25 protein-coding genes are annotated in these 21,121 nt (G+C 40.8%); 9 read left to right on the top strand and 16 right to left on the bottom strand.

Annotated features, from left to right (window positions below):
• The first annotated feature begins 86 nt into the window (after positions 1-86).
• Entirely contained in the window at positions 87-689 is a 603-nt protein-coding gene (locus AM506_RS01125) for a YhcN/YlaJ family sporulation lipoprotein (RefSeq protein WP_060669969.1), read from the top strand.
• 50 nt (positions 690-739) lie between these two features.
• Here the strand turns inward: AM506_RS01125 and AM506_RS01130 are convergent, their stop codons facing one another.
• Positions 740-1,195, bottom strand: a complete 456-nt coding sequence (locus tag AM506_RS01130; RefSeq protein WP_060669971.1) for a pyridoxamine 5'-phosphate oxidase family protein — start codon at positions 1,193-1,195, stop codon at positions 740-742.
• A 177-nt stretch (positions 1,196-1,372) separates the two neighbouring features.
• Between AM506_RS01130 and AM506_RS01135 the strand changes: the two genes are divergently transcribed.
• Both AM506_RS01135 and AM506_RS01140 read left to right on the top strand, forming a co-directional pair.
• The gene (locus tag AM506_RS01135; protein WP_060669973.1) at positions 1,373-1,573 is read left to right on the top strand and encodes a YlaI family protein; all 201 of its coding nucleotides are present in this window, start codon (positions 1,373-1,375) and stop codon (positions 1,571-1,573) included.
• Positions 1,574-1,643: 70 nt separating this feature from the next.
• A complete protein-coding gene (locus tag AM506_RS01140) occupies positions 1,644-2,003 on the top strand; it encodes a hypothetical protein (protein ID WP_235576013.1) in 360 nt (119 codons plus the stop codon).
• Positions 2,004-2,048: 45 nt separating this feature from the next.
• Here the strand turns inward: AM506_RS01140 and AM506_RS01145 are convergent, their stop codons facing one another.
• Together AM506_RS01145 and typA are read right to left on the bottom strand one after the other, a co-directional pair.
• Positions 2,049-2,357, bottom strand: a complete 309-nt coding sequence (locus AM506_RS01145; protein ID WP_034755992.1) for a YlaH-like family protein — start codon at positions 2,355-2,357, stop codon at positions 2,049-2,051.
• Positions 2,358-2,380: 23 nt separating this feature from the next.
• A complete protein-coding gene (gene typA / locus AM506_RS01150) occupies positions 2,381-4,219 on the bottom strand; it encodes a translational GTPase TypA (protein WP_060669978.1) in 1,839 nt (612 codons plus the stop codon).
• 288 nt (positions 4,220-4,507) lie between these two features.
• Between typA and AM506_RS01155 the strand changes: the two genes are divergently transcribed.
• Complete coding sequence (locus AM506_RS01155; protein WP_060669980.1) at positions 4,508-4,693, top strand: YlaF family protein; 186 nt, start codon at positions 4,508-4,510, stop codon at positions 4,691-4,693.
• A gap of 49 nt (positions 4,694-4,742) precedes the next feature.
• On the opposite strand, the gene AM506_RS01160 is transcribed toward AM506_RS01155, so the two are convergent.
• Both AM506_RS01160 and AM506_RS01165 read right to left on the bottom strand, forming a co-directional pair.
• Positions 4,743-5,540, bottom strand: coding sequence for an inositol monophosphatase family protein (locus AM506_RS01160; protein ID WP_060669982.1), 798 nt, complete (start codon positions 5,538-5,540; stop codon positions 4,743-4,745).
• 219 nt (positions 5,541-5,759) lie between these two features.
• Positions 5,760-5,954 carry a hypothetical protein gene (locus AM506_RS01165; protein WP_034756016.1) on the bottom strand — a complete coding sequence of 65 codons (195 nt, stop codon included), beginning with the start codon at positions 5,952-5,954 and terminating at the stop codon, positions 5,760-5,762.
• Between the two features lie 179 nt (positions 5,955-6,133).
• Between AM506_RS01165 and AM506_RS01170 the strand changes: the two genes are divergently transcribed.
• Entirely contained in the window at positions 6,134-6,754 is a 621-nt protein-coding gene (locus AM506_RS01170) for a YktB family protein (protein WP_060669984.1), read from the top strand.
• 60 nt (positions 6,755-6,814) lie between these two features.
• On the opposite strand, the gene AM506_RS01175 is transcribed toward AM506_RS01170, so the two are convergent.
• Positions 6,815-7,087 (bottom strand): UPF0223 family protein, encoded by a 273-nt coding sequence (locus AM506_RS01175; protein ID WP_060669986.1) that lies wholly within the window; start codon positions 7,085-7,087, stop codon positions 6,815-6,817.
• A 28-nt stretch (positions 7,088-7,115) separates the two neighbouring features.
• Entirely contained in the window at positions 7,116-8,072 is a 957-nt protein-coding gene (locus tag AM506_RS01180; RefSeq protein ID WP_060669988.1) for an NAD(P)H-dependent flavin oxidoreductase, read from the bottom strand.
• A gap of 483 nt (positions 8,073-8,555) precedes the next feature.
• Here AM506_RS01180 and AM506_RS01185 point away from each other — a divergent pair, with 483 nt between their 5' ends.
• The gene (locus AM506_RS01185) at positions 8,556-10,025 is read left to right on the top strand and encodes an aminotransferase class I/II-fold pyridoxal phosphate-dependent enzyme (protein WP_060669990.1); all 1,470 of its coding nucleotides are present in this window, start codon (positions 8,556-8,558) and stop codon (positions 10,023-10,025) included.
• Positions 10,026-10,120: 95 nt separating this feature from the next.
• On the opposite strand, the gene AM506_RS21965 is transcribed toward AM506_RS01185, so the two are convergent.
• The 3 genes from AM506_RS21965 to AM506_RS01195 form a co-directional block, all read right to left on the bottom strand.
• Positions 10,121-10,240 (bottom strand): GapA-binding peptide SR1P, encoded by a 120-nt coding sequence (locus AM506_RS21965; RefSeq protein WP_082051137.1) that lies wholly within the window; start codon positions 10,238-10,240, stop codon positions 10,121-10,123.
• Between the two features lie 230 nt (positions 10,241-10,470).
• Entirely contained in the window at positions 10,471-11,310 is an 840-nt protein-coding gene (locus tag AM506_RS01190) for a polysaccharide deacetylase family protein (protein WP_060669992.1), read from the bottom strand.
• Between the two features lie 65 nt (positions 11,311-11,375).
• Positions 11,376-11,624, bottom strand: a complete 249-nt coding sequence (locus tag AM506_RS01195) for a hypothetical protein (protein ID WP_060669994.1) — start codon at positions 11,622-11,624, stop codon at positions 11,376-11,378.
• Between the two features lie 289 nt (positions 11,625-11,913).
• Between AM506_RS01195 and AM506_RS01200 the strand changes: the two genes are divergently transcribed.
• A complete protein-coding gene (locus AM506_RS01200) occupies positions 11,914-12,306 on the top strand; it encodes a hypothetical protein (RefSeq protein ID WP_060669996.1) in 393 nt (130 codons plus the stop codon).
• Between the two features lie 108 nt (positions 12,307-12,414).
• Here the strand turns inward: AM506_RS01200 and lpdA are convergent, their stop codons facing one another.
• From lpdA to AM506_RS01225, 5 genes are all read right to left on the bottom strand, one after another.
• Positions 12,415-13,824 carry a dihydrolipoyl dehydrogenase gene (gene lpdA / locus AM506_RS01205; protein WP_060669998.1) on the bottom strand — a complete coding sequence of 470 codons (1,410 nt, stop codon included), beginning with the start codon at positions 13,822-13,824 and terminating at the stop codon, positions 12,415-12,417.
• A gap of 4 nt (positions 13,825-13,828) precedes the next feature.
• Entirely contained in the window at positions 13,829-15,166 is a 1,338-nt protein-coding gene (locus AM506_RS01210; RefSeq protein WP_060670000.1) for a dihydrolipoamide acetyltransferase family protein, read from the bottom strand.
• A gap of 156 nt (positions 15,167-15,322) precedes the next feature.
• A complete protein-coding gene (locus AM506_RS01215) occupies positions 15,323-16,300 on the bottom strand; it encodes an alpha-ketoacid dehydrogenase subunit beta (protein ID WP_060670002.1) in 978 nt (325 codons plus the stop codon).
• Positions 16,301-16,303: 3 nt separating this feature from the next.
• Positions 16,304-17,419 carry a pyruvate dehydrogenase (acetyl-transferring) E1 component subunit alpha gene (pdhA, locus tag AM506_RS01220; RefSeq protein WP_060670003.1) on the bottom strand — a complete coding sequence of 372 codons (1,116 nt, stop codon included), beginning with the start codon at positions 17,417-17,419 and terminating at the stop codon, positions 16,304-16,306.
• Between the two features lie 470 nt (positions 17,420-17,889).
• Complete coding sequence (locus AM506_RS01225; RefSeq protein WP_235576014.1) at positions 17,890-18,549, bottom strand: YkyA family protein; 660 nt, start codon at positions 18,547-18,549, stop codon at positions 17,890-17,892.
• A gap of 330 nt (positions 18,550-18,879) precedes the next feature.
• Here AM506_RS01225 and def point away from each other — a divergent pair, with 330 nt between their 5' ends.
• Positions 18,880-19,434, top strand: coding sequence for a peptide deformylase (gene def / locus AM506_RS01230; protein WP_060670005.1), 555 nt, complete (start codon positions 18,880-18,882; stop codon positions 19,432-19,434).
• A 51-nt stretch (positions 19,435-19,485) separates the two neighbouring features.
• On the opposite strand, the gene AM506_RS01235 is transcribed toward def, so the two are convergent.
• Entirely contained in the window at positions 19,486-20,259 is a 774-nt protein-coding gene (locus AM506_RS01235) for a Cof-type HAD-IIB family hydrolase (protein ID WP_200908404.1), read from the bottom strand.
• Between the two features lie 653 nt (positions 20,260-20,912).
• On the opposite strand from AM506_RS01235, the gene AM506_RS01240 reads away from it, so the two are divergent.
• A complete protein-coding gene (locus AM506_RS01240; RefSeq protein ID WP_060670009.1) occupies positions 20,913-21,119 on the top strand; it encodes a DNA-dependent RNA polymerase subunit epsilon in 207 nt (68 codons plus the stop codon).
• Positions 21,120-21,121: the final 2 nt, after the last annotated feature.

Raw genomic sequence — 21,121 nt, forward strand, 5'->3', positions numbered from 1 at the left:
TCTTAAAATATATGAATAAACGTATAAAGATAGAAGAAAATTACACAATAAGAAAAGATATTGATTCTAAATCGGGAGGTATTCACATGTTTAAGCTCATCTCTCTCTTTATGGTTACCATCATCCTTGGAGCTTGCGCCACCAAAAATGAGGTCGGGTATAACAATGATGCAAACAGAAAAAATAATAAGCCAATCACTGTCCAGGATAGTAATATTCAACAGGTCCAACGCAAGACAGGACAACAAATTTCAAAGCATCTGGTCGACCTGACCACAAGTGTACCGGATGTAAAAGATGCAACGGCTGTAGTCATTGGTAAATACGCATTTGTCGGAATCGATATCGATTCCGATATCGAGCGTTCCCAAGTCGGTTCTATAAAATATTCTGTTGCAGAAGCACTTCAAAATGACCCATACGGTGCAGAGGCAATGGTCATTGCTGATCCGGACCTGTATGCCCGATTGAAGGAAATCAGTAAAGACATCCAAAGAGGCGAACCGGTTCAGGGCATCATGAATGAATTGTCTGACATATCGGGTAGATTGATGCCTGAAATCCCTAAGTCTTTAAAACAGACCAATCCCGAAAATGCCCCGAACGAACCTAAGAAAAAAATGAATAACGCAAAAGAAAAACAGCTTAGAAAAAAACAAGAAGATCAAACGTACGATAAAATCGATTGATTGTATAGCCTTATTCAAAATGAGAAAAAACCATGAAAAAGCTTAGGATGCTAAGCTTTTTTCATGGCTTCTATTACTTGACGGTCCAAGCGGTCTGCAGCCGTTTTGTCATAAGTCTTCTCATAAACGGGCTCTGTGGAAATTTTCGATCCATAGAACATGACATCTCTTACTTCATTAATGGAAAGTTGAATAAGGGTCAGCTTCAAAGGTACTCCAGAAAGCTTCTCATGGTATTCTGAAGCCTTCCCGCAAATCGAATACGTTGATTCATTTGCAATTAAGTTCACCACAACCAGCGGATTCCCCTTAATATTCTCGACGATTCTTGAGCGTTGATCCACGGCAAACATTAGCGTATGTTCGTCTTTGGCAAAGATCCACGATATTGCACTGACATTGGGACCATGCGTTTCATGATCCACGGTAGCAAGTGTAACGAATCGCTCTGATTGCAGTTCCTCAAACAATGCAGGAATTAAGCTGGATTCTACTTGATTAGCCATACAATCCCCCCTGGTGACGTTTTGTCTCTACTTCTTTATTCAAATGTTATTATCTTGATTCTACTATACCAAACTCCATTGATAAAGATAATAGAATGTTAAATAAAGCGTTCCACCTCACTACATGATATACTAATATGACCAGAGTTATGATTAGAACAAGTAGAGGTGTGCGAAATGAGAGTAAAATGTGCTTTATGCGAAGTAATTGAAAATATTGATGATTATTCCCTTCAGGCGAAAAAGCTGCGTAACAGACCCATCCACACGTATATGTGTGAAAAATGTCATGATCGCATTAAAGAGAAGACAGAAGAACGTGTGTCGACGGGGAATTTCCGTTTTTATCGTTCTCCCCAAGTCGAAGATGACTTTTAAACAAATAGGTTTGGCCATTGGAATTATCTCAGGCACAATATTAGGTATATTCCTCAAGTGGATACAGGGAGTGACCGGCATCAAAGTATATGTATTGTTATTGAATGTTGACTTCATCCCGCTGTTCGCATCCACATTGCCTGAATGGCTGGAGTTCTCTTTCCATTTACTTATTTCATGCGTGATCGGTTTGTTATTTGTGTATCTGATTGAAAAGCTGAATGTATCTGAGAGGGGAGCATGGCTTCTCTCCCTGCTGCTGACTTTCCCCACTGTCTTTCTATTCTTCCCCCTTTCTTATCTGGCTGTACAGGATGTACCCGGCTTCTTCGATGGTACGGCCCTCACCTTTTGGGCAATTGGACATCTTCTATATGGACTAAGCCTTCCGCCACTATATCATTTTTTTGCGAAGGCAAATCCAAAATAAAAAAAAGCTGTAGTCCTTTGAATATGGACTACAGCTTTTTCGTGCTTAAAACGTGCCTTTTTTCTTTTCATTCGTCAGGCGGATCTTATAAATTACCAAGATTAAAGCCGCAACGACCAACCCTTCAGCAACCGGAAGAAAGATGCCGAGAAACGTCAGCACTGTACAACCGAGGATGAGAAAGGTATAAATCAGAATCGATTTCATGACTGGCAGCTTTTTCGCAAAACCGAGCTTATAAACTAAGATCGAGAGCCCAACTATGGTTATATAAAGCAACCACATACCCATTTCCGCGTTCTGGTCAACCCGGTAAAGGGATGCGAAAAAGGACAAACGTTCTGTTACATCCATTTCCTACTCCCCCTTCACTTAGTTTATTGAGTAACCTTATTTTTCTTTTCTGCTCTTTCACGTTCATTCTTATCAAGAATTTTTTTACGAAGACGGATCGATTCAGGTGTTACTTCACAATATTCATCGTCATTTAAATATTCCAATGACTCTTCCAATGTCATGATTCTTGCCTTTTTGATCGTAACAGTTTGATCCTTATTGGCAGAACGTACGTTAGTCGCCTGTTTCAGCTTCGTGATATTAACAGTAATATCATTTTCTCTTGTATGTTCTCCAACGATCATTCCACCATAAATTTCTGTGCCGGATTCAACGAAGATGATACCGCGGTCTTCCACCTGCATGATACCGTATTGGGACGCTTTACCAGTCTCCATGGAAACAAGCACACCTTGACGACGTCCGCCTACGCGGCCTTTCTGCAGTGGTTGATAGCCTTCGAATGTGTGGTTGATGATACCATATCCACGAGTAAGAGTCATAAACTCCGTAGAATAACCGATTAGTCCACGCGCAGGTACCATAAACATTAAACGGACCTGTCCGTTACCGTTATTTACCATGTCAAGCATTTCGCCTTTACGTTGACCAAGTGATTCGATTACGCCTCCCATATACTCTTCAGGGATATCAATTTGAACACGTTCTACAGGCTCACTTTTCACACCATCGACTTCTTTGATGATAACCTGCGGCTTCGATACTTGTAACTCGTATCCTTCACGACGCATGTTTTCGATCAGGATGGAAAGATGAAGCTCTCCACGGCCGGAAACTGTCCATGCATCAGGTGAATCCGTTGGTTCAACACGCAAACTTACATCGGTTTGCAGCTGAGCCATTAAACGCTCTTCAATCTTTCTTGACGTAACAAATTTACCTTCTCTACCGGCAAATGGACTGTTGTTCACAAGGAAAGTCATCTGTAGTGTAGGCTCGTCAATGCGAAGAACCGGAAGTTGATCCTGATGTTCAACCGGACAAACCGTTTCACCGACGTTGATATCTTCCATTCCGGAAACAGCGATTAAATCACCCGCTTTTGCTTCCTGAATTTCTTCACGCTTTAATCCGAAGAAACCAAAGATCTTTGTTACACGGAATTGTTTAACAGAGCCGTCAAGCTTCATAAGCGCTACCTGTTGACCAACTTTCATCGTTCCTCTGAACACACGACCGATTCCGATACGCCCTACGTAATCATTGTAATCAAGCAGTGCAACTTGGAATTGAAGGGGATCTTCAGAGTTGTCGACAGGTGCAGGAATGTTCTCAATGATGGAATCATATAAACACTGCATGTTTTCATCCTGTTTCTCAGGATCCGGATCTGTACTTGCTGTACCATTGATTGCAGAAGCATAAACAACCGGGAATTCAAGCTGCTCATCATTTGCATCCAGCTCAATGAATAACTCCAGTACTTCATCGATTACTTCTTCAGGACGAGCTGAAGGTTTGTCGATTTTGTTTACAACCACGATGGGTGTAAGGTTTTGTTCAAGTGCTTTCTTAAGAACGAAACGAGTCTGTGGCATACAACCTTCATACGCATCCACTACAAGTAAAACACCATCTACCATTTTCATGATACGTTCTACTTCCCCACCGAAGTCAGCATGCCCCGGGGTATCAAGGATATTGATTCGGGAATCTTTATATTGAATCGCCGTATTTTTCGCAAGGATTGTAATACCGCGTTCTCTTTCTAAATCATTTGAATCCATCGCACGTTCCGAAACAGTTTCGTTTTCGCGGAAGATTCCAGATTGCTTTAAAAGCTCATCAACTAATGTCGTTTTCCCATGGTCAACGTGAGCAATAATAGCAATATTTCTAAGGTCATTTCTTAATTTCATATTTCCACTCCTGAATATTGGATTTCTTTATAGTGTAAAGATAATATTTTTCAGTTCAACTAGACCATTATATCACAGCATTGACAAAAGCCCTAATAATTATTTCATATCCACCCTTCATTCTTGCTGAAAGTTTCCTTATTGACTCGAATCTTCTGCTTTTTTGTCTCCGAAACCCATTGCGATTTATTGAATTGATAGGTAAAATTTAATAAGAGCAGCACACGAAGCTGCCGTTACAATCTGTTACGTAAAGAATCATCGTTTATCAATATTGGGGGTTACAAGATGGCAAACATTAAATGGATCTTTGTCCTTTTTTCGATATTAGCGGCCGTATCACTGATGGGCATTGCCATTTCAATCAGTTTACAAAGTATATTGCTTGCAGCTGTAAGTATCATCTGTTTATTCATTGTGATGGGGTTCGGTTTTAAAACAAAGAAAAAATACAGAGAAGAAGGAAGATTGTAGTACGCAAAAAAGGAGCGGGGGCCATTCATCGGCCCCGCTCCTTTTTCATTTACTTATTTCTATGAAGATAGTCAGTCAGAATGGTTTCATGCAGGCCAGGCTTCCCGACAAAGACAGAGCTTTTGTTTAATGGATTCAAGGGGTTTCCATCAAGGTCCGTCACCACTCCACCAAGCTCTTCGATCATAATCTTTCCGGCAGCGAAATCCCACGGGGCCAGTCGCATTGTCAGATATGCGTCAAGCCTCCCTGAAGCCACGTAAGCAAGCTCCATGGCAGCTGAACCATAAGACCTCGTCCCTCTTACATCTTGGACGAGTGGAGCCAGAATGGAAGAATCAATACGCTTGTTATTTGTTACCCATAGTGCATTCAATGCGACAATTGCATCTTCGACAGGAACGGGGTCAAGCTTCGGAAGCTTCACATCATTCATATAGACACCCCTGCCTTTACTCGCAAAGTAAAGCTCGTCATGCACTACGTCATATATGTATCCTAACTTCCCCTCATCTCCATCATAAATCCCGATAGAAATGGCAAAGTTTCTCTGCTGATGGACAAAATTCATCGTGCCATCGATTGGGTCGATGATCCATGTTATTCCAGATAACTCTTTAAAATCATCCCCATATCCTTCTTCACCCAAGATTTGATGGTCGGGATAATTGGTTCGTATGTTTTCAGTAAAGTATCGCTCAGTCGCTTCGTCCATATCGGTGACCAAGTCATTTCGGTTCGATTTCGTTTTAATGTTCAGTTCGGTTTTAAATGACTGACGAATCCTCTCACCGGCTTCATGTATCCATGTTCTAACATTTTGATCTAGTTCAGTCCAATTTGTCATGTATTATTAGCCTCCAATGTGCTTAGCGAAAAGTGTAGTCATTACTAATATGGTCTTATCAGATAATCTTAACTCCTAGATCCATTTCATTCAAGAAAATAGGCTTCATCAAGCAAGGTCATTTCCCCATAAAAAAGCGAACTCTCCAACCACTATGAGCTCGCGTTCAAAAGTTGATTTTGTTATCAGCATACATTAAACCATTGAATGTCTATGGCTTTATAAAGCCTTCATTTTCATTAGTTCTTCTCTGATACTCATAAGTTTCTGCTTGGACTTGGTCTGGGTTTCTGTATTCTTCGTTTGAATTGCTTCGAACAATACGGCTAATTCATAATCCATTTCAAGTCTCAATACATTCATTCTTTGCTGTTGGACATCACGTTTTTTAGAAGTGTTCATTACTTGTTTCATGGCCATACACCCCTTCCGAGTTTTCGATTTATCTGATTGTTCTGATAATATTTACTACATGTTATGAAATACCAACGCATCTTGTAACTAAAATGTGCAGACACCTATAGATAATTCATTTGGCTACAAGCTTGTACCTCTTTATGGTAAGATATTGGTGGAAATAAGGAGGTTACAACATGACATTTAACGGTTTCACCAAAGATGATTTCAATGTTTTTAAGATTGATGGTCTCGATGACCGGATGACGGCCATCGCAGAACGGGTCAGGCCAAAACTGGACTATCTGGGTGAACATTTCACCCCGACCTTAAGTGCCCTGACCGGTGATGAGATGTTTTACCATGTGGCGAAACATGCAAGGCGCTCAGTGAATCCCCCAGATGACACCTGGGTTGCTTTTGCAAACAACAAACGCGGTTACAAAAAACATCCTCATTTCCAGATTGGATTATGGGAAACCCATGTGTTTATTTGGTTTGCAATGATCTATGAAGCTCCAAATAAAGTTGAATTCGGCAAATTAGTCGAAGAAAATGCAGATAAGATAAGGTCATTGATTCCCGGTCATTTTGTTTGGTCCGGAGATCATACTAAACCGGATGCTGCACCATTCTCCTCTCTGTCACAAGATGAATTCATTGCTTTAACTAAAAGAGTTCAAAATGTAAAAAAAGCAGAACTTCTATGCGGACTTCATCTGGATCGTGACACTGTCATTAAGATGAATGGGGATGAATTAATCCAGGAAGTTGAAAGTGCCTTTGAAACACTTTTACCCCTTTATAAAATGAACTAAACCATATAACTGTAGGGAATAATGCAGAAAGAACGACTGCCGGAAGCGGCAGTCGTTCTGTTAATTCATCGATATTTTTGCAGCATCCTGCTGTTCTTTCATTTTTTCCACTACACGATAGGAAGAATAACCGCTGGATTCTTCAAATTCATTGCAGATCCTTTTCTCTTCTGCTTTACCAGGGACAATTTCTTTAAATCGCTTATATCGATTCATCAGGTCCTCTCTTGAAACACCTTTTTCATATGCCTTTTCAACTGCTTCAAAAAAGGCTATGACGTCGATGACTTCTTCCGTTGACCAGTCTATATCGAATGGGTATTGATATTCCATTTTGCAACACTACTCCTTTGATGATGTATTATTTCCACTTTCTCCGAATGGTTTCACCTTGTGAAACCATTCGCTCGATGAGATCTTTAACCGAAGGGATGTCCTCGATCAACCCCATCACCTGCCCTGCCCATGCAAAGCCTCCGTCTACTTCACCATCGTAGATATATCGTTTATTCGCCTCGCCGCTTATGTATGATTTTAATCCTTCATATCCCGGATTTGATGTTTCGGCAGTCAGGATTTGGTTTGTCCAAGAATTTGATATCGCTCTTGCCGGGGCTCCTAAAGATCGTTTGATGACTACTGTACCACTCTCATCCCCCTCAATCAAGGCACGCTTATATACGTCTGAGGCGTGGACGCACTCTTTTGTCGCTATGAATCTCGTCCCCATCTCGACTCCCTCTGCGCCGAAGCTGAGGGCTGCCATTAAACCACGTCCGTCCCCAATTCCTCCTGAAGCGATGACAGGGATGGAAACTGCGTCCACGACACGAGGAATCAGGACGAATGTCCCGATGTCATCCTTTCCCAGGTGACCTCCGCCTTCTTGTCCGACGACCATGACGGCATCCGCACCAAGCTCTTCAGCCTTCAGAGCTTGCCTTTTTGATGCGACCAATACAAGCTTCACCATATCCTCCCCTTCAATTTGTTGGAACAAGGGAGTCGGGTTACCCCCTGTAACGGAGATGACCGGCACTTTTTCTTCAATGGCTATATCAACAAAATCGCTGAATGGGCGTCCATGTTGCCCGATGGCAAAATTCACTCCAAACGGTTGATCTGTTAATGACCTTACCTTTTTGATTTCCTGACGAAGCTGTTCAGGGTTGTCGAGTGACATGGCAGTGATTTGGCCAAGGCCCCCTGCATTCGAAACCGCCGCAGCCAGTTCTGCATATGCCAGGTGGGCGAGCCCACCTTGTATGATTGGATATTGAATGTTCAATAATTCTGTTACGCGTGTTTTCCAATTCATTTGAATCCCTCCATACATTCATTTATTCTCGATGGATGGTGAGAAATCCTTTTCTTTAGTGTGTTGTATATTAATAAGAAATAGGGTGAGTCTTAGATGAGAAGGCTTAGGTATTTTATTGATAGGCTGTGTAGATTTTTGGCTCATTCGGGTGAAACGGATGTTTCACCCGAATGAGCCAAAACTGAAAGGTCGTCCTGTGTGAGAGTGACCGCCAGACCAAGCTCGCTTGATCTGGCGGTCACTCTCACACAGGACGGAAATGAGCCAAAAATCAGGAGTATGACTTCTTTTGTTTGTGCTATGAAAAAAAATCCATCTTCATGGGCGTATGTCACTATGCAAAGATTTTCTTAAGTGCTATAATTCTTTTGTTTGTTGAAAATATCGTAAGAATGTATGAAATTATGGTTTGAATCCTTTATAATGATATCTTTAGCATGCATATTGGTTAATGAAGAATATAAAGAGGTGTTGAATGAATTGTCTCAAAATGAAACGCCGTTGTTTACCGGCTTAATTGAACATAGTAAAAAAAATCCCGTCCAGTTTCATATTCCCGGTCATAAGAAAGGTGCAGGTATGGATCCTGCCTTTAAGGAATTTATAGGAGATAATGCGCTTTCCATTGATTTGATTAATATCGGTCCTTTAGATGATTTGCATCAACCTAAAGGAATGATCAAGGAAGCACAGGATTTGGCTGCCGAGGCATTCGGTGCCGATCATACTTTCTTCTCTGTTCAAGGAACGAGCGGGGCGATCATGACGATGGTCATGAGTGTGTGCGGACCTGGGGACAAGATCATTGTTCCAAGAAACGTGCATAAATCCGTTATGTCTGCGATTGTTTTCTCAGGGGCCACCCCTGTCTTTATCCATCCAGATATTGATGAGGATCTTGGAATCTCTCACGGTATCACGACAGACGCAGTTGCCAAGGCTTTGGAACAAAACCCTGATGCTAAAGGTGTACTGGTCATCAATCCGACCTACTTCGGGATTTCGGCAGACTTGAAGAAAATCGTGGAAATTGCCCACTCTTATCATGTTCCGGTACTGGTCGATGAAGCTCATGGTGTTCATATCCACTTCCATGATGAACTTCCCCTGTCAGCCATGCAGGCAGGTGCTGACTTAGCAGCTACGAGTGTTCATAAGCTAGGGGGATCCATGACTCAAAGCTCAGTACTCAATATGAAAGAAGGACTTGTCTCTGCTAAGCGTGTACAGACTATTTTAAGCATGCTTACGACGACTTCCACGTCCTACTTACTTCTTGCATCCCTTGATGTTGCAAGAAAACGGCTTGCTACTGAAGGGCGGGAGCTCATCTCCAAAACGATCGAACTCTCACAGAATATGAGGAAACAAATCAACGAGATTGACGGTTTATACTGTGTAGGGGAAGAAATTCTTGGAACAAAAGCCACCTATGCCTATGATCCGACAAAGCTGATTGTATCCGTGAAGGATCTTGGAATCAGCGGTTTCGATGCGGAAAAGTGGTTAAGAGAGGCTCATAATATCGAGGTCGAAATGTCTGACCTTTATAATATCCTTTGCATCATCACACCTGGTGACACAGAATATGAAGGAACTCAATTGGTTAACGCTTTAAAAGAACTGGTTACCAGCCTGAAGAACCAAGGAGAGATGGCCCCCGTTAAAGTCATGCTGCCTGATATTCCTGTTCTTTCCATTACACCGAGGGATGCTTTTTATGCTGATACCGAAGTCATTCCGATTGAAGAATCCGTTGGAAGGACGATCGCAGAATTCATCATGGTCTATCCTCCCGGAATCCCCATTTTTATTCCAGGGGAAATCATCACTCAGGAAAACATCACTTATATCAAAACAAATATAGAAGCAGGTCTCCCTGTACAAGGGCCTGAAGACTATGATTTACGACATTTAAGAGTCATCAAAGAGCATCGTGCCATTCGATGAACAAAAAAAGGATGAAGAAGGTCTCACCTTCTTCATCCTTTTTATTTATAAGAACCCCTTAAGACGCTACTTTCACCCGCTCCCCAAAGCAGGCATTAATCGTCTAATTCTTTGTCGTCGTTGCAGTCACAGCAATTAGAGAATAAAACAGAAACCTTCTCATCTTCATAATGCTCAATAGTACCCAGGCATGATTGACATACAATTGTTCCCATCTTTTTTCCTCTCCTTTAAGTGGTTTTGTAAACGCTTTATCTTATCTGTCTCTATAATAATATAACACATTTAAAATATCAAGCCTAAATTGTATGACATATTTAACTTTTTATCCTCTAAATCAATCATACTTTTAATTATAAGAGTGTATGTAAGGGTATTCACGAATATGTAGAGTTCAAATAAAAAGATGCATAAATGAAGTGACTCATTTATGCATCTTTCATCATTATTCTATTGTTTTAATGCGGTGGGGATCCAGTGTTTCATACCCCTTTGCACGAAGGCCTTTCACAATGTCCGTCAACGCTTCACTCGTCCATGTACGATCATGCATGAGCAGATTCGCTCCGTCAATCAAATATGGACTGTTTACCATGATATCCGTAATCGCTGCTTTATTTTGATATTGCTTTTCCCAATCATATCCGTAAGTCCAATTCATCAAGGACATCTTTTCTTCGGCTGCAAACTCGCGGCTGTAATCGGTATTTTGGCCGAAAGGTGCCCTGAAAAATTGCGGTCTCTCTCCCGTGACGGATTCCACAAGGTCGCTGACAGAGAGGATTTCCTCTCTTTGCTCTTCCGGTGAAAGATTTCTTAAACTGCTGTGACTATATGTATGATTCCCAATCATAAACCCAAGATCATGAATCTTTTTTAACGTTTCTTTTTCCTCAGGCGTATCAAGAAAATGACCATTTACAAAGAAAATGGCTGGTGCTTTCAATTCTTTCAGGTCTTTAGCCATTTGCAGTGCATGTTGATCGGGTGCATCATCGATCGTCAGGAGTACCACTTTAGGATTGGCGTCACCAATTGGTTCAATGCTCCAATTAGCCTCATTTATCTTATAATCCTTGGTCTGTACCACTTCTTTTGAAGGATCTTCTTTTTCTTTTGTTTCACTTTCTGACACTTCCGTTTCAGGGCCTTCACTCTGCTTCTGATCCACTTCTTTCACTTCAGTCTGGTCGGATTTTTCGGCTTCGAGGCTGGTCCCCGTTTGTTCACTTCCGCAAGCAGTCAGGAGCAGGATGGTTAACCCGGATGCTAAAATCTTTTTCATGTCTCTCACCTTTCCGTATTCACTTTGAATATTTTAACATATTCCAAAGAGAAACTGGGAAAGAATTAAAATATTTCCATTATATTTTCAAACGCCATCTTAAAAACAAAAAAGCATGTCAGACTAAATGAAGTGATAAATAACGTAAGCTTTCTTGATTGAACAATCTTCCTTGCAGCCATAAAGGCAAGGTAAAAAAACAGGACGAACATAATCCATTTATATTCTACATGATCTTTTTCAGAAATCCATTCAGCTATTGAAAACACGCTCCATAAAATCATTTGGACCAAAAAAGCGATGTACGATTTCATGATAAAACATCCTTTAATCGATTTATTTACATTTACCCGTCCCAATTCAATAAAAACTCTTCGATGGCTCTTATATATTTTTCACAATCAAGATCATTGTATTAACATAGTATATTCTTTTAATATGATTTTCATTATGTATGACTTTTCAATTTTGTAACATTTTTATGACTTGGCGCTTTTTCATTTTTCCCTATGATAAAATGTGACATAAGATACGTTAAAGAGTAATTCGTTTACAAATTCACAATCCATATTCATAGCATCGTTTAAGAAAAGAGGATGATGTATGAAACATATATTAGCTTTTGCAATACTCACTTCCACTATGCTGATTTTGACTTCGTGTGATGACATCTCATCCAATAAAGTGGTTTTGGCACAAGATCAATTTATAGAAAAACAGGTGATTTTTTTCACGGATGAAAGTAATGTTTCGAGGGAAATACCATACTACGATGCCATCATTGAGCTTAAAAAACAATACCCCGATCACTTTAAGCGGCTAAAAGTTGTCAGTTTAAACACGAAAACAACTAATGATTTTGCTGATACTCCACCCTCCTCTCCAGCCATCGTTGTGGTAGAGAACAATCAGATCATATGTAAAGTGGAAGGGCATAATTCTAAAGAAAATATAATAAAGCCTGTTTCCAGAGCCATTCAAACCTGGGAACATTAACACATGAGATCATTTTTAGGGGACGAAGCCTTATACGCTTCGTCCCCTTTTTCTTTTCATTAAAAAAAGGATGATCCCTCCACAGGGATCATCCTTCGTCCATGACTATTATTTGATAATGTGAATCGGACTTCCCATAGCAACTTCTGCTGCTTCCATGGAAATCTCACCTAAAGTCGGGTGAGCATGAATCGTCATGGCAACATCTTCAGCTGTCATTCCGGATTCAATTGCAAGTCCTAATTCAGCGATCATGTCAGATGCACCAGAACCAACAATTTGTGCCCCGATAATTAAACCGTCTTCTTTACGGGTGACAAGCTTCATAAAGCCATCACTTGCATTAAGAGCCAACGCACGTCCATTTGCTGCAAATGGGAATTTAGCAGCAGTTACTTCAATGCCTTCTTCTTTCGCTTCCGCTTCAGAATAACCCACTGTTGCTAATTCAGGGTCTGTGAAGCACACAGCCGGGATTCCTAGGTAGTCAATCTCTGCCGATTCACCTGAGATGACCTCGGCAGCAATTTTACCTTCGTAAGAAGCTTTATGAGCAAGTGGCGGTCCATCAACGATATCACCGATCGCGAAGATATTCGGGATGTTCGTGCGGCACTGTTTATCAATTTTGATAACTCCGCGGTCTGTCATTTCGATTCCAACTTCTTCAAGACCGATTTCGTCGGTATTTGGACGACGGCCAACCGTTACTAGAACGTAATCAGCTTCAACCGATTTCTCTTCGCCCTTCACATCGTATTTCACAACGACTCCGTTGTCACTTTCTTCAACGCCTTTAGCCATAGCTTTCGTTACAACTTCAACGCCTTTTTTCTTAAGTTCTTTTTTCACGACAGATGTCATTTGCTTTTCGAATCCGCTAAGGATATCGTCGGCACCTTCCAAAATCGTTACTTCTGATCCAAGATTGGCATATGCAGTACCAAGCTCGGTTCCGATATAACCTCCACCGATTACAACAAGCTTGCTTGGAATTTCTTCTAAAGCAAGTGCGCCTGTAGAATCAAGCACGCGTTTAGAGAATTTGAAGCTTGGGATTTCAATTGGACGTGAACCAGTTGCAAGAATCAAATTGTTGAACTTGTATGTTTGAGCAGAGTTCTCGTCCATGACACGAAGTGTATTGGCATCTACCAGGTAAGCTTCACCGCGAACGATTTCAGCTTTATTCCCTTTAAGAAGTCCTTCAACACCGCCGGTTAATTTCTTTACAACTCCAGCTTTCCACTCTTGAACTTTATCGAAATTCACTTTTACATTTTCAGCAACGATACCCATGTCATCAGAGTGTTGTGCCTGATGGAAACGGTGTCCCGCTGTAATTAGAGCTTTAGATGGGATACAACCAACGTTTAAGCATACGCCACCCATGTTTTCTTTTTCGATGATTGTCACTTTTTGCCCGAGTTGAGCTGCACGGATTGCAGCTACATATCCTCCGGGACCTGAACCGACTACGATTGTATCTGTTTCGATTGGGAAATCTCCTACTACCATTGTATTACGCCTCCATTAATAATAATTCTGGATCGTTCAACAAACGCTTGATGTGGTTAAGTGCATGTTGAGCAGTAGCTCCGTCGATCATGCGGTGATCGAAGCTCAATGATAATGCTAACACAGGTGCCGCTACAATTTCACCATTTTTAACCACAGGTTTTTCTGCAATGCGGCCAACACCAAGGATAGCAACCTCTGGGTGGTTGATGACCGGAGTGAACCATTGTCCACCGGCAGAACCAATATTCGTGATTGTACAAGATGCACCTTTCATTTCGTCGCCTGAAAGTTTACCGTCACGGGCTTTACCTGCAAGTTCATTGATTTCATTTGAAATCGAGAACATTGATTTGCGATCTGCATTTTTTACAACCGGTACTAATAGACCTTTGTCAGTATCCGCAGCGATACCGATATTGTAATAATGTTTTTGAACGATTTCGCTCGTTGCATCGTCAATTGAAGTATTCAGAACCGGGTATTCACGTAATGCACTTGTCAAAGCTTTTACGATGTATGGTAAGAATGTTAATTTAACACCTTTTTCAGCTGCAACTTCTTTGAATTTCTTGCGGTGTGCCCAAAGTTTCGTTACATCGATTTCGTCCATTAACGTTACGTGAGGAGCAGTATGTTTAGAGTTCACCATTGCTTTCGCAATTGCTTTACGCATTCCACTCATTTTCTCACGGGTTTCTGGATATTCGCCTTCAGGAGCTTTAGGTGCTGCCGCTTTAGAATCTGCTGCCGGCGCTTTTTCTTCTGCTTTTGCTTCTTCGTTCGTTTCAGCAGGCTTAGAATCTCCACTTAAGAAAGCATCGATGTCTTCTTTTACAACACGTCCGTTCTTACCAGAACCGGAAACTTGGCGAATTTCAACGCTGTTCTCTCTCGCGTATTTACGCACTGAAGGCATAGCGATAACCCGTTTATTAGGATCAACTTCTGCATCGGATTTCTCTTCAGCAGCTTCTGGAGAAGCTTCTTTCTTCACATCCTGGCCTTGTTCTGCAGTTGCTTGAACTTGACCTTCCGTCTTCTCTTCGGCTTTTTCTTCTTTCTTGTCTTCTTCTCCACCTTTGAATTGCAGGTCCTCATAACCTGGTGCATCAAACCTGATAAGAGTATCTCCTACAACGGCTACAGTTCCTTCGTCAACAAGAAGCTCTTCAACCGTTCCTGCTACCGGGGAAGGAATCTCAACAACAGCTTTATCGTTTTGCACTTCACATAGTACATCGTCTTCTTCCACTTTATCGCCAGGTTTTACAAACCACTTGACGATTTCACCTTCATGAATACCTTCACCAATGTCTGGTAATTTGAATTCGAATGACATGGACTCGACCTCCTGTATTGAATAATGAGTATATAGATGAATGTTAGGTTATATCTGTCTCTGATTCTTATATATCTATAATTGGAAAAGAGAAGGGTGGCGTGCCCTTCTGTTTTCATTTATTTATCAACGGAGGAGCCTTTTAGCTCCTTCCAATTAGAAATTAAGTACTTTTTTCGCCGTTTCGATAACGTCTTTGTGGTTTGGTAACCAGATAGGCTCTGCTTGAGAGAAAGAGAATACTGTATCCGGTGCCGTTACACGAAGAACTGGTGCTTCCAGGCTAAGGATCGCACGGTCATTGATTTCAGCCACAACGTTGGCTGCGATTCCTGCTTGCTTTTGAGCTTCTTGAACCACGATGGCACGGTTTGTTTTCTCAACAGATGCCATGATTGTGTCAATGTCCAGTGGACTTACAGTACGAAGATCGATTACTTCAACTGAATGACCTTCTTTTTCAAGTTCATCTGCAGCTTTCAGTGATTCGTGTACCATTGCTCCGTAAGAGATGATTGTAAGGTCTGTACCTTCACGTTTAACATCTGCTTTACCAAGTTCAATTGTGTATTCCTCTTCAGGAACCTCTTGACGGAATGAACGGTATAATTTCATATGCTCCAAGAAAATGACAGGGTCATTATCACGGATGGATGAAATCAATAGACCTTTCGCGTCATAAGGAGTCGATGGAATGACCACTTTAAGACCTGGTTGTTGAGCCATCAATCCTTCTAAGCTGTCCGCATGAAGTTCTGGAGTATGTACTCCACCACCGAATGGGGAACGGATTGTGATTGGTGATGTATACGTACCACCTGAACGGTAACGCATACGTGCCATTTGTCCGCTTACTGAATCCATTACTTCGTATACGAAACCGAAGAATTGGATTTCCGGTACTGGACGGTACCCTTCTAATGCTAAACCGATTGCTAAACCACCGATTCCTGATTCTGCTAGTGGAGTATCGAATACACGGTCTTCACCGAATTCTTTCTGAAGTCCTTCCGTTGCACGGAATACACCACCGTTAAGACCTACGTCTTCACCAAAAACTAAAACGTCTTCGTTGTTGCGTAGTTCTGTGCGCAGTGCATCAGTGATCGCTTGAATCATTGTCATTTGCGCCATGGCTTATTTCGACTCCTTTTCTTTGTAGATTTCTAATTGTTCTTTTAAGTTATAAGGAAGTTCTTCATACATGTTGTTGATGAAGTCAGTCACTTTTTGTTTAGGAGCTGAGTCTGCTTCCTTGATTGCTTTTTTAATATCTTCTTTTGCCTCTTCGATTACTTCGTTTTCTTTCTCTTCGCTCCATAGTCCTTTACCTTCAAGGAATTTACGGAAACGCACTAGTGGATCTTTCTTTTCCCAACCCGTATCCATTTCTGAAGTACGGTAACGAGTTGGATCATCACCAGCCATTGTATGTGGACCATAGCGATAGCAAAGTGTTTCGATCAGTGAAGGACCTTCACCATTCACTGCACGGTTACGTGCTTCTAATGTAGCAGAATAAACCGCTAACGGATCCATACCATCGACTAAGATTCCAGGGATACCTGCTGCAACCGCTTTTTGAGCAATTGTACGGCCTGCAGTTTGCTTATCACGAGGAGTAGAAATTGCGAATTGGTTGTTTTGTACAACGAAAATCGCAGGAGCTGCATAAGAACCTGCAAAGTTGATTCCTTCATAGAAATCACCTTGTGAAGATCCACCGTCTCCTGTATATGTGATGGCGACAGCTTTCTTGCCACGCTTCTTAAGTCCAAGTGCCACTCCGGCAGTTTGGATGTATTGAGCACCGATGATGATTTGTGGTGATAATACATTTACACCTTCAGGAGCCTGATTACCTTGGAAATGCCCGCGTGAGAATAAGAAGGCTTTAGCCAGTGGAAGACCGTGCCAGATGATTTGTGGAACATCACGGTATCCAGGAAGAATCCAATCTTCCTTCTCAAGCGCGAAGTGAGAAGCGATCTGAGATGCCTCCTGTCCAGCTGTTGGTGCATAGAAACCTAATCGTCCCTGACGGTTCAATGAGATTGAACGTTGATCTAGAATACGAGTGTAAACCATGCGACGCATTAATTCCTGAAGATCCTCATCAGAGATCTCCGGCATAGCATCTTCGTTTACTACTTCGCCTTCTTCGTTCAAAATTTGGAACATTTCAAACTTGTCTTCAATTTGCTCGAGCGTCTTAACTGCATCGAATTGTGCCTTCTTTGATTTAGAAGCCATCGAAGTCACCTATCCTTTCTTTATACATTTATTTTGGTTTTTTTACATACATAGTTTAGATTACCCAAATTCAGTATGACCTACCACAATACCTGCGGATAAACACACACTATAAGTAGTTTTCCACAAATACCAAGAAAGAAAACCCGAAATTACATTCGAGTTTATCTGTATCAGTCAGAAATCATTATCGACTGATACAATTCATGAATACCTATCCTAGTTTACAATATTAAAAATCAGTTAGTCAACGACAAAGTATTATTAATTCATGTTTCTTCTCAATCTTTTTGAAACGATCTACCATAAATTTTCAAAACTGTATTAATACCTATAAACACACTGTTATATATAAACATTCAGGTGTGACTCTTCTGTTATAGAGTAAGAAACCAACGGAAAGCAGCTTTCGAACCTAAAAAAAAGATGAAGGAGGGCTTTACACCCTCCTTCATCTTATATGTAACCGATTATTCAGACTCTTTGACATCAAGTTCTGCCTTTGAGTAAAATTCTTGTTTAAGTTTGTTGAATTCCTCTGTTTTTGTATTATAGTCCCCATTGAACTTTACTATTTTCTCGTATTGCTCATTAATGGAGGAAATTTGCTTCTCAAGCTCTTCCATCGTGAGGTCTTTCTTTTTGAACATATTATAAAGTTCTTTATCAAGAGAAAGCGCCTTTAAGTAAGAAGTAGTTAGCTTTTCATGGAGCTGATACCGTTCTTCCATCGTATCTTCCAGCTTTTTCGCATCTTTTTTAAGGTCATCACTTTCTATCTCATCAATATAGTCGTCTGCTTTGGCAAACTCCTTCTTTGCTTCACTCATGGAGTCACGTTCTTTTTCGATTTTCTCTTTTCTCTTATCGATGTTGTCCAGAGCTTCATCCGAAAGCTTTACAATCTGGTCAAATTCTTTCATTCCAAGATCCATGATTTTCGTATAGATTTCCTGTTCCTTTTCTTCCAACTCTTGAAGAGGCTTCTGAACTTTAACATATTGACTTTCTTTGGCTACGGTCTCTTCAAGAACCTTATACACATTCTCTTCAGGTGAAGAACCACCGACGCAACCCATTAATACAAAAATAGCGGCTCCTAAAATGAAAGCAAAACGAAATTTCGACACAACAAGATCCCCCTTAACTATTTACCACCTTCTACTATATCTATGTCTACATCTTTTGACAATAGGGATTTACAACTGTGGAAAAAAATGTCGATTGGACTATTCTCCCTATTAAAATCATTATGACTATTTGCCACCGGGTATTCCTGTAAATACCGAATCTCATTCATTAACTTTTTCAAAGGAAAATGATAAACTATTACCATACATAATAGATTATCTTAATACGTAAAGTAGAGAAGGGATCAATTTGGATGGCCCTGTCTTTTTTGTGTTCTGAATGAACTTGGCCTGCTGTCTCTATCTCTATGTATCCTAGGAGGAAAAACAATGATTACGATGAATGACATCATCCGTGAGGGTCACCCCACATTAACCATGGTAGCTAAGGAAGTGCCCATCCCGCCATCCGAAGAAGACCAGGAAACCCTGAGAAGCTTATTAGAATATGTAATTAACAGCCAAGATCCTGAAACGGCTGCCAAATATGGATTGAGACCCGGCATCGGCCTGGCAGCACCTCAAATCAATGTTTCAAAACGGATGCTCGCTGTAAACGTTACAGACAATCAAGGGAAATTATACAGCTATGCTTTATTCAATCCGAAAATCATCAGCCATTCCATAGAGAAAGCTTATTTAACTTCCGGGGAAGGTTGTTTATCCGTCGATCGGAATGTACCGGGTTTCGTACCCCGATATGCAAGAGTGACTGTAAGAGGCTGGGATGTGGACGGCAATGAAGTAAAGCTTCGTCTTAAAGGTCTGCCGGCCATCGTCTTTCAACATGAAATCGACCACCTGAATGGTATCATGTTCTATGATCATATCAATCCTTCTAATCCATTTGAGCCTATCCCTGATGCCATTGCCATTGAACGATAAACCCAAAAAAGACTCCCACAGATATCAAGTGGGAGGCTTTTTTTGAATGTCCTAGATCAATTCAAGTTCCTTTAATCCGTGGTAGATTCCATCATCATCCACGTGCTTTGTAATCAAATTTGCGTGTTTTTGGACTTCTTGTACGGCATTACCCATTGCAACACCGGTGCCGACGGATTGGATCATCTCAATATCATTCAAGCCGTCCCCGAATGCATAGACATCTTCCATATTGAATCCGAGCTTCGCGATCATCTTTTTGATCCCCTCTGCTTTTGAACCGCCTTTCGGAAGAATATCCATGGAGTATTGATGCCAGCGGATAAACGTGAAATCTGTGTATTTCTCCCGGTAAAAACCCTCTTCTTCCTTTGTGCAGAATAGCAGGGATTGGTAGATGTCTCTTCCTTTATAAAAATCCGGGGCAAATCCCGGGTGAGGAAACTTCAAGCTGTTCATACTCTTCTCGATATATTCATGGTGCTTATGGTTCGATTTCATCGTTTCATGATTTAAATGAACAACAGGGTGCTCCTTTATATACGTATCCTCTAATAATTCTTCCAATGTTTCAACTTGCAGAGGATTCGTGTATATCACTTCATTTTCAAAAACCACATACTGCCCATTAAAAGATACGAAGGACTCGATTCCCAATTCTTCTCTTAAACTTTCATACATAAATGGGGCCCTTCCAGTCGCAATTGCAACATACGTTCCGTTTGCCTGCAGTGTTTGGATGGATTCTTTTGTGGCCTGTGGCAGTTTTTTATCGTGATCAAGCAGTGTGCCGTCTATATCAAAGAAAACTATTTTAGACATGATCGTTCTCCTTTTCAGAAATATTCAGTTGCGGTTCTATTTTACCCGTTGTTTAAGGTAATCCTTTACAAAGAAAATGTCAATGGAGACAGCCGGACAGTACCATTTACCAAACTTAACCATGTAAGAGATTCCATAAATTCCGTACAATATAAGTAACACAACAGAGACGTCCGTATTATTGTTCCTTTACTTCACAGGAAAATCTCGGTAAACTATTAATAAGGAGTGATCCACCATGTTAAAGAAGCTCAGGAAAAAGCTTTTAAAACAGTGGAAAGAATTGCTTAGAAAAAAAACGATTGCATAATCCCTCTGTTTCTCAGGAAACGATTTAAGGGGAAACGCTATTAAAATGCATGCCAATCGGACATACTGACATACAATTGCACAATGAATAAGGGACTGACGCCACTAGTGAGCTTTTCCTCCATTGGCATTGGTCCCTCTTCTATCTTTGTCATGATTCAGTACAGGATTATTCAAAAACTTTATTTACACGGGAAAATCCTTTATAATTTAATTCATACATAAACTAGATGATTCGTTCCTATAGAAATGATAGGCTATTATATAAGTTAATGTAAATGTAGTTGATAACTTTTTTATCATAGATGAAAGTTAGATTTTTTGAAAACGGATAAGGAGAGAGAAAAATGATTTTTAAAGTATTTTATCAAGAAAGTAAAGCAGAAGTGCCTGTTCGCGAATGCACTCAATCTCTTTACATGGAAGCTGATTCAGAACGTGAAGTACGCCTGAATTTAAAAGACAAACCGTATAACATCGAATTCGTACAAAAGCTTGAGGGCGCTTTTTTAGAGTATGAAAAAAACCACCATTCTTTCGAGATGGAGCAATAATT

This window comes from Rossellomorea vietnamensis (genome assembly GCF_001305855.1).
GTDB lineage: Bacteria > Bacillota > Bacilli > Bacillales > Bacillaceae_B > Rossellomorea > Rossellomorea vietnamensis_A.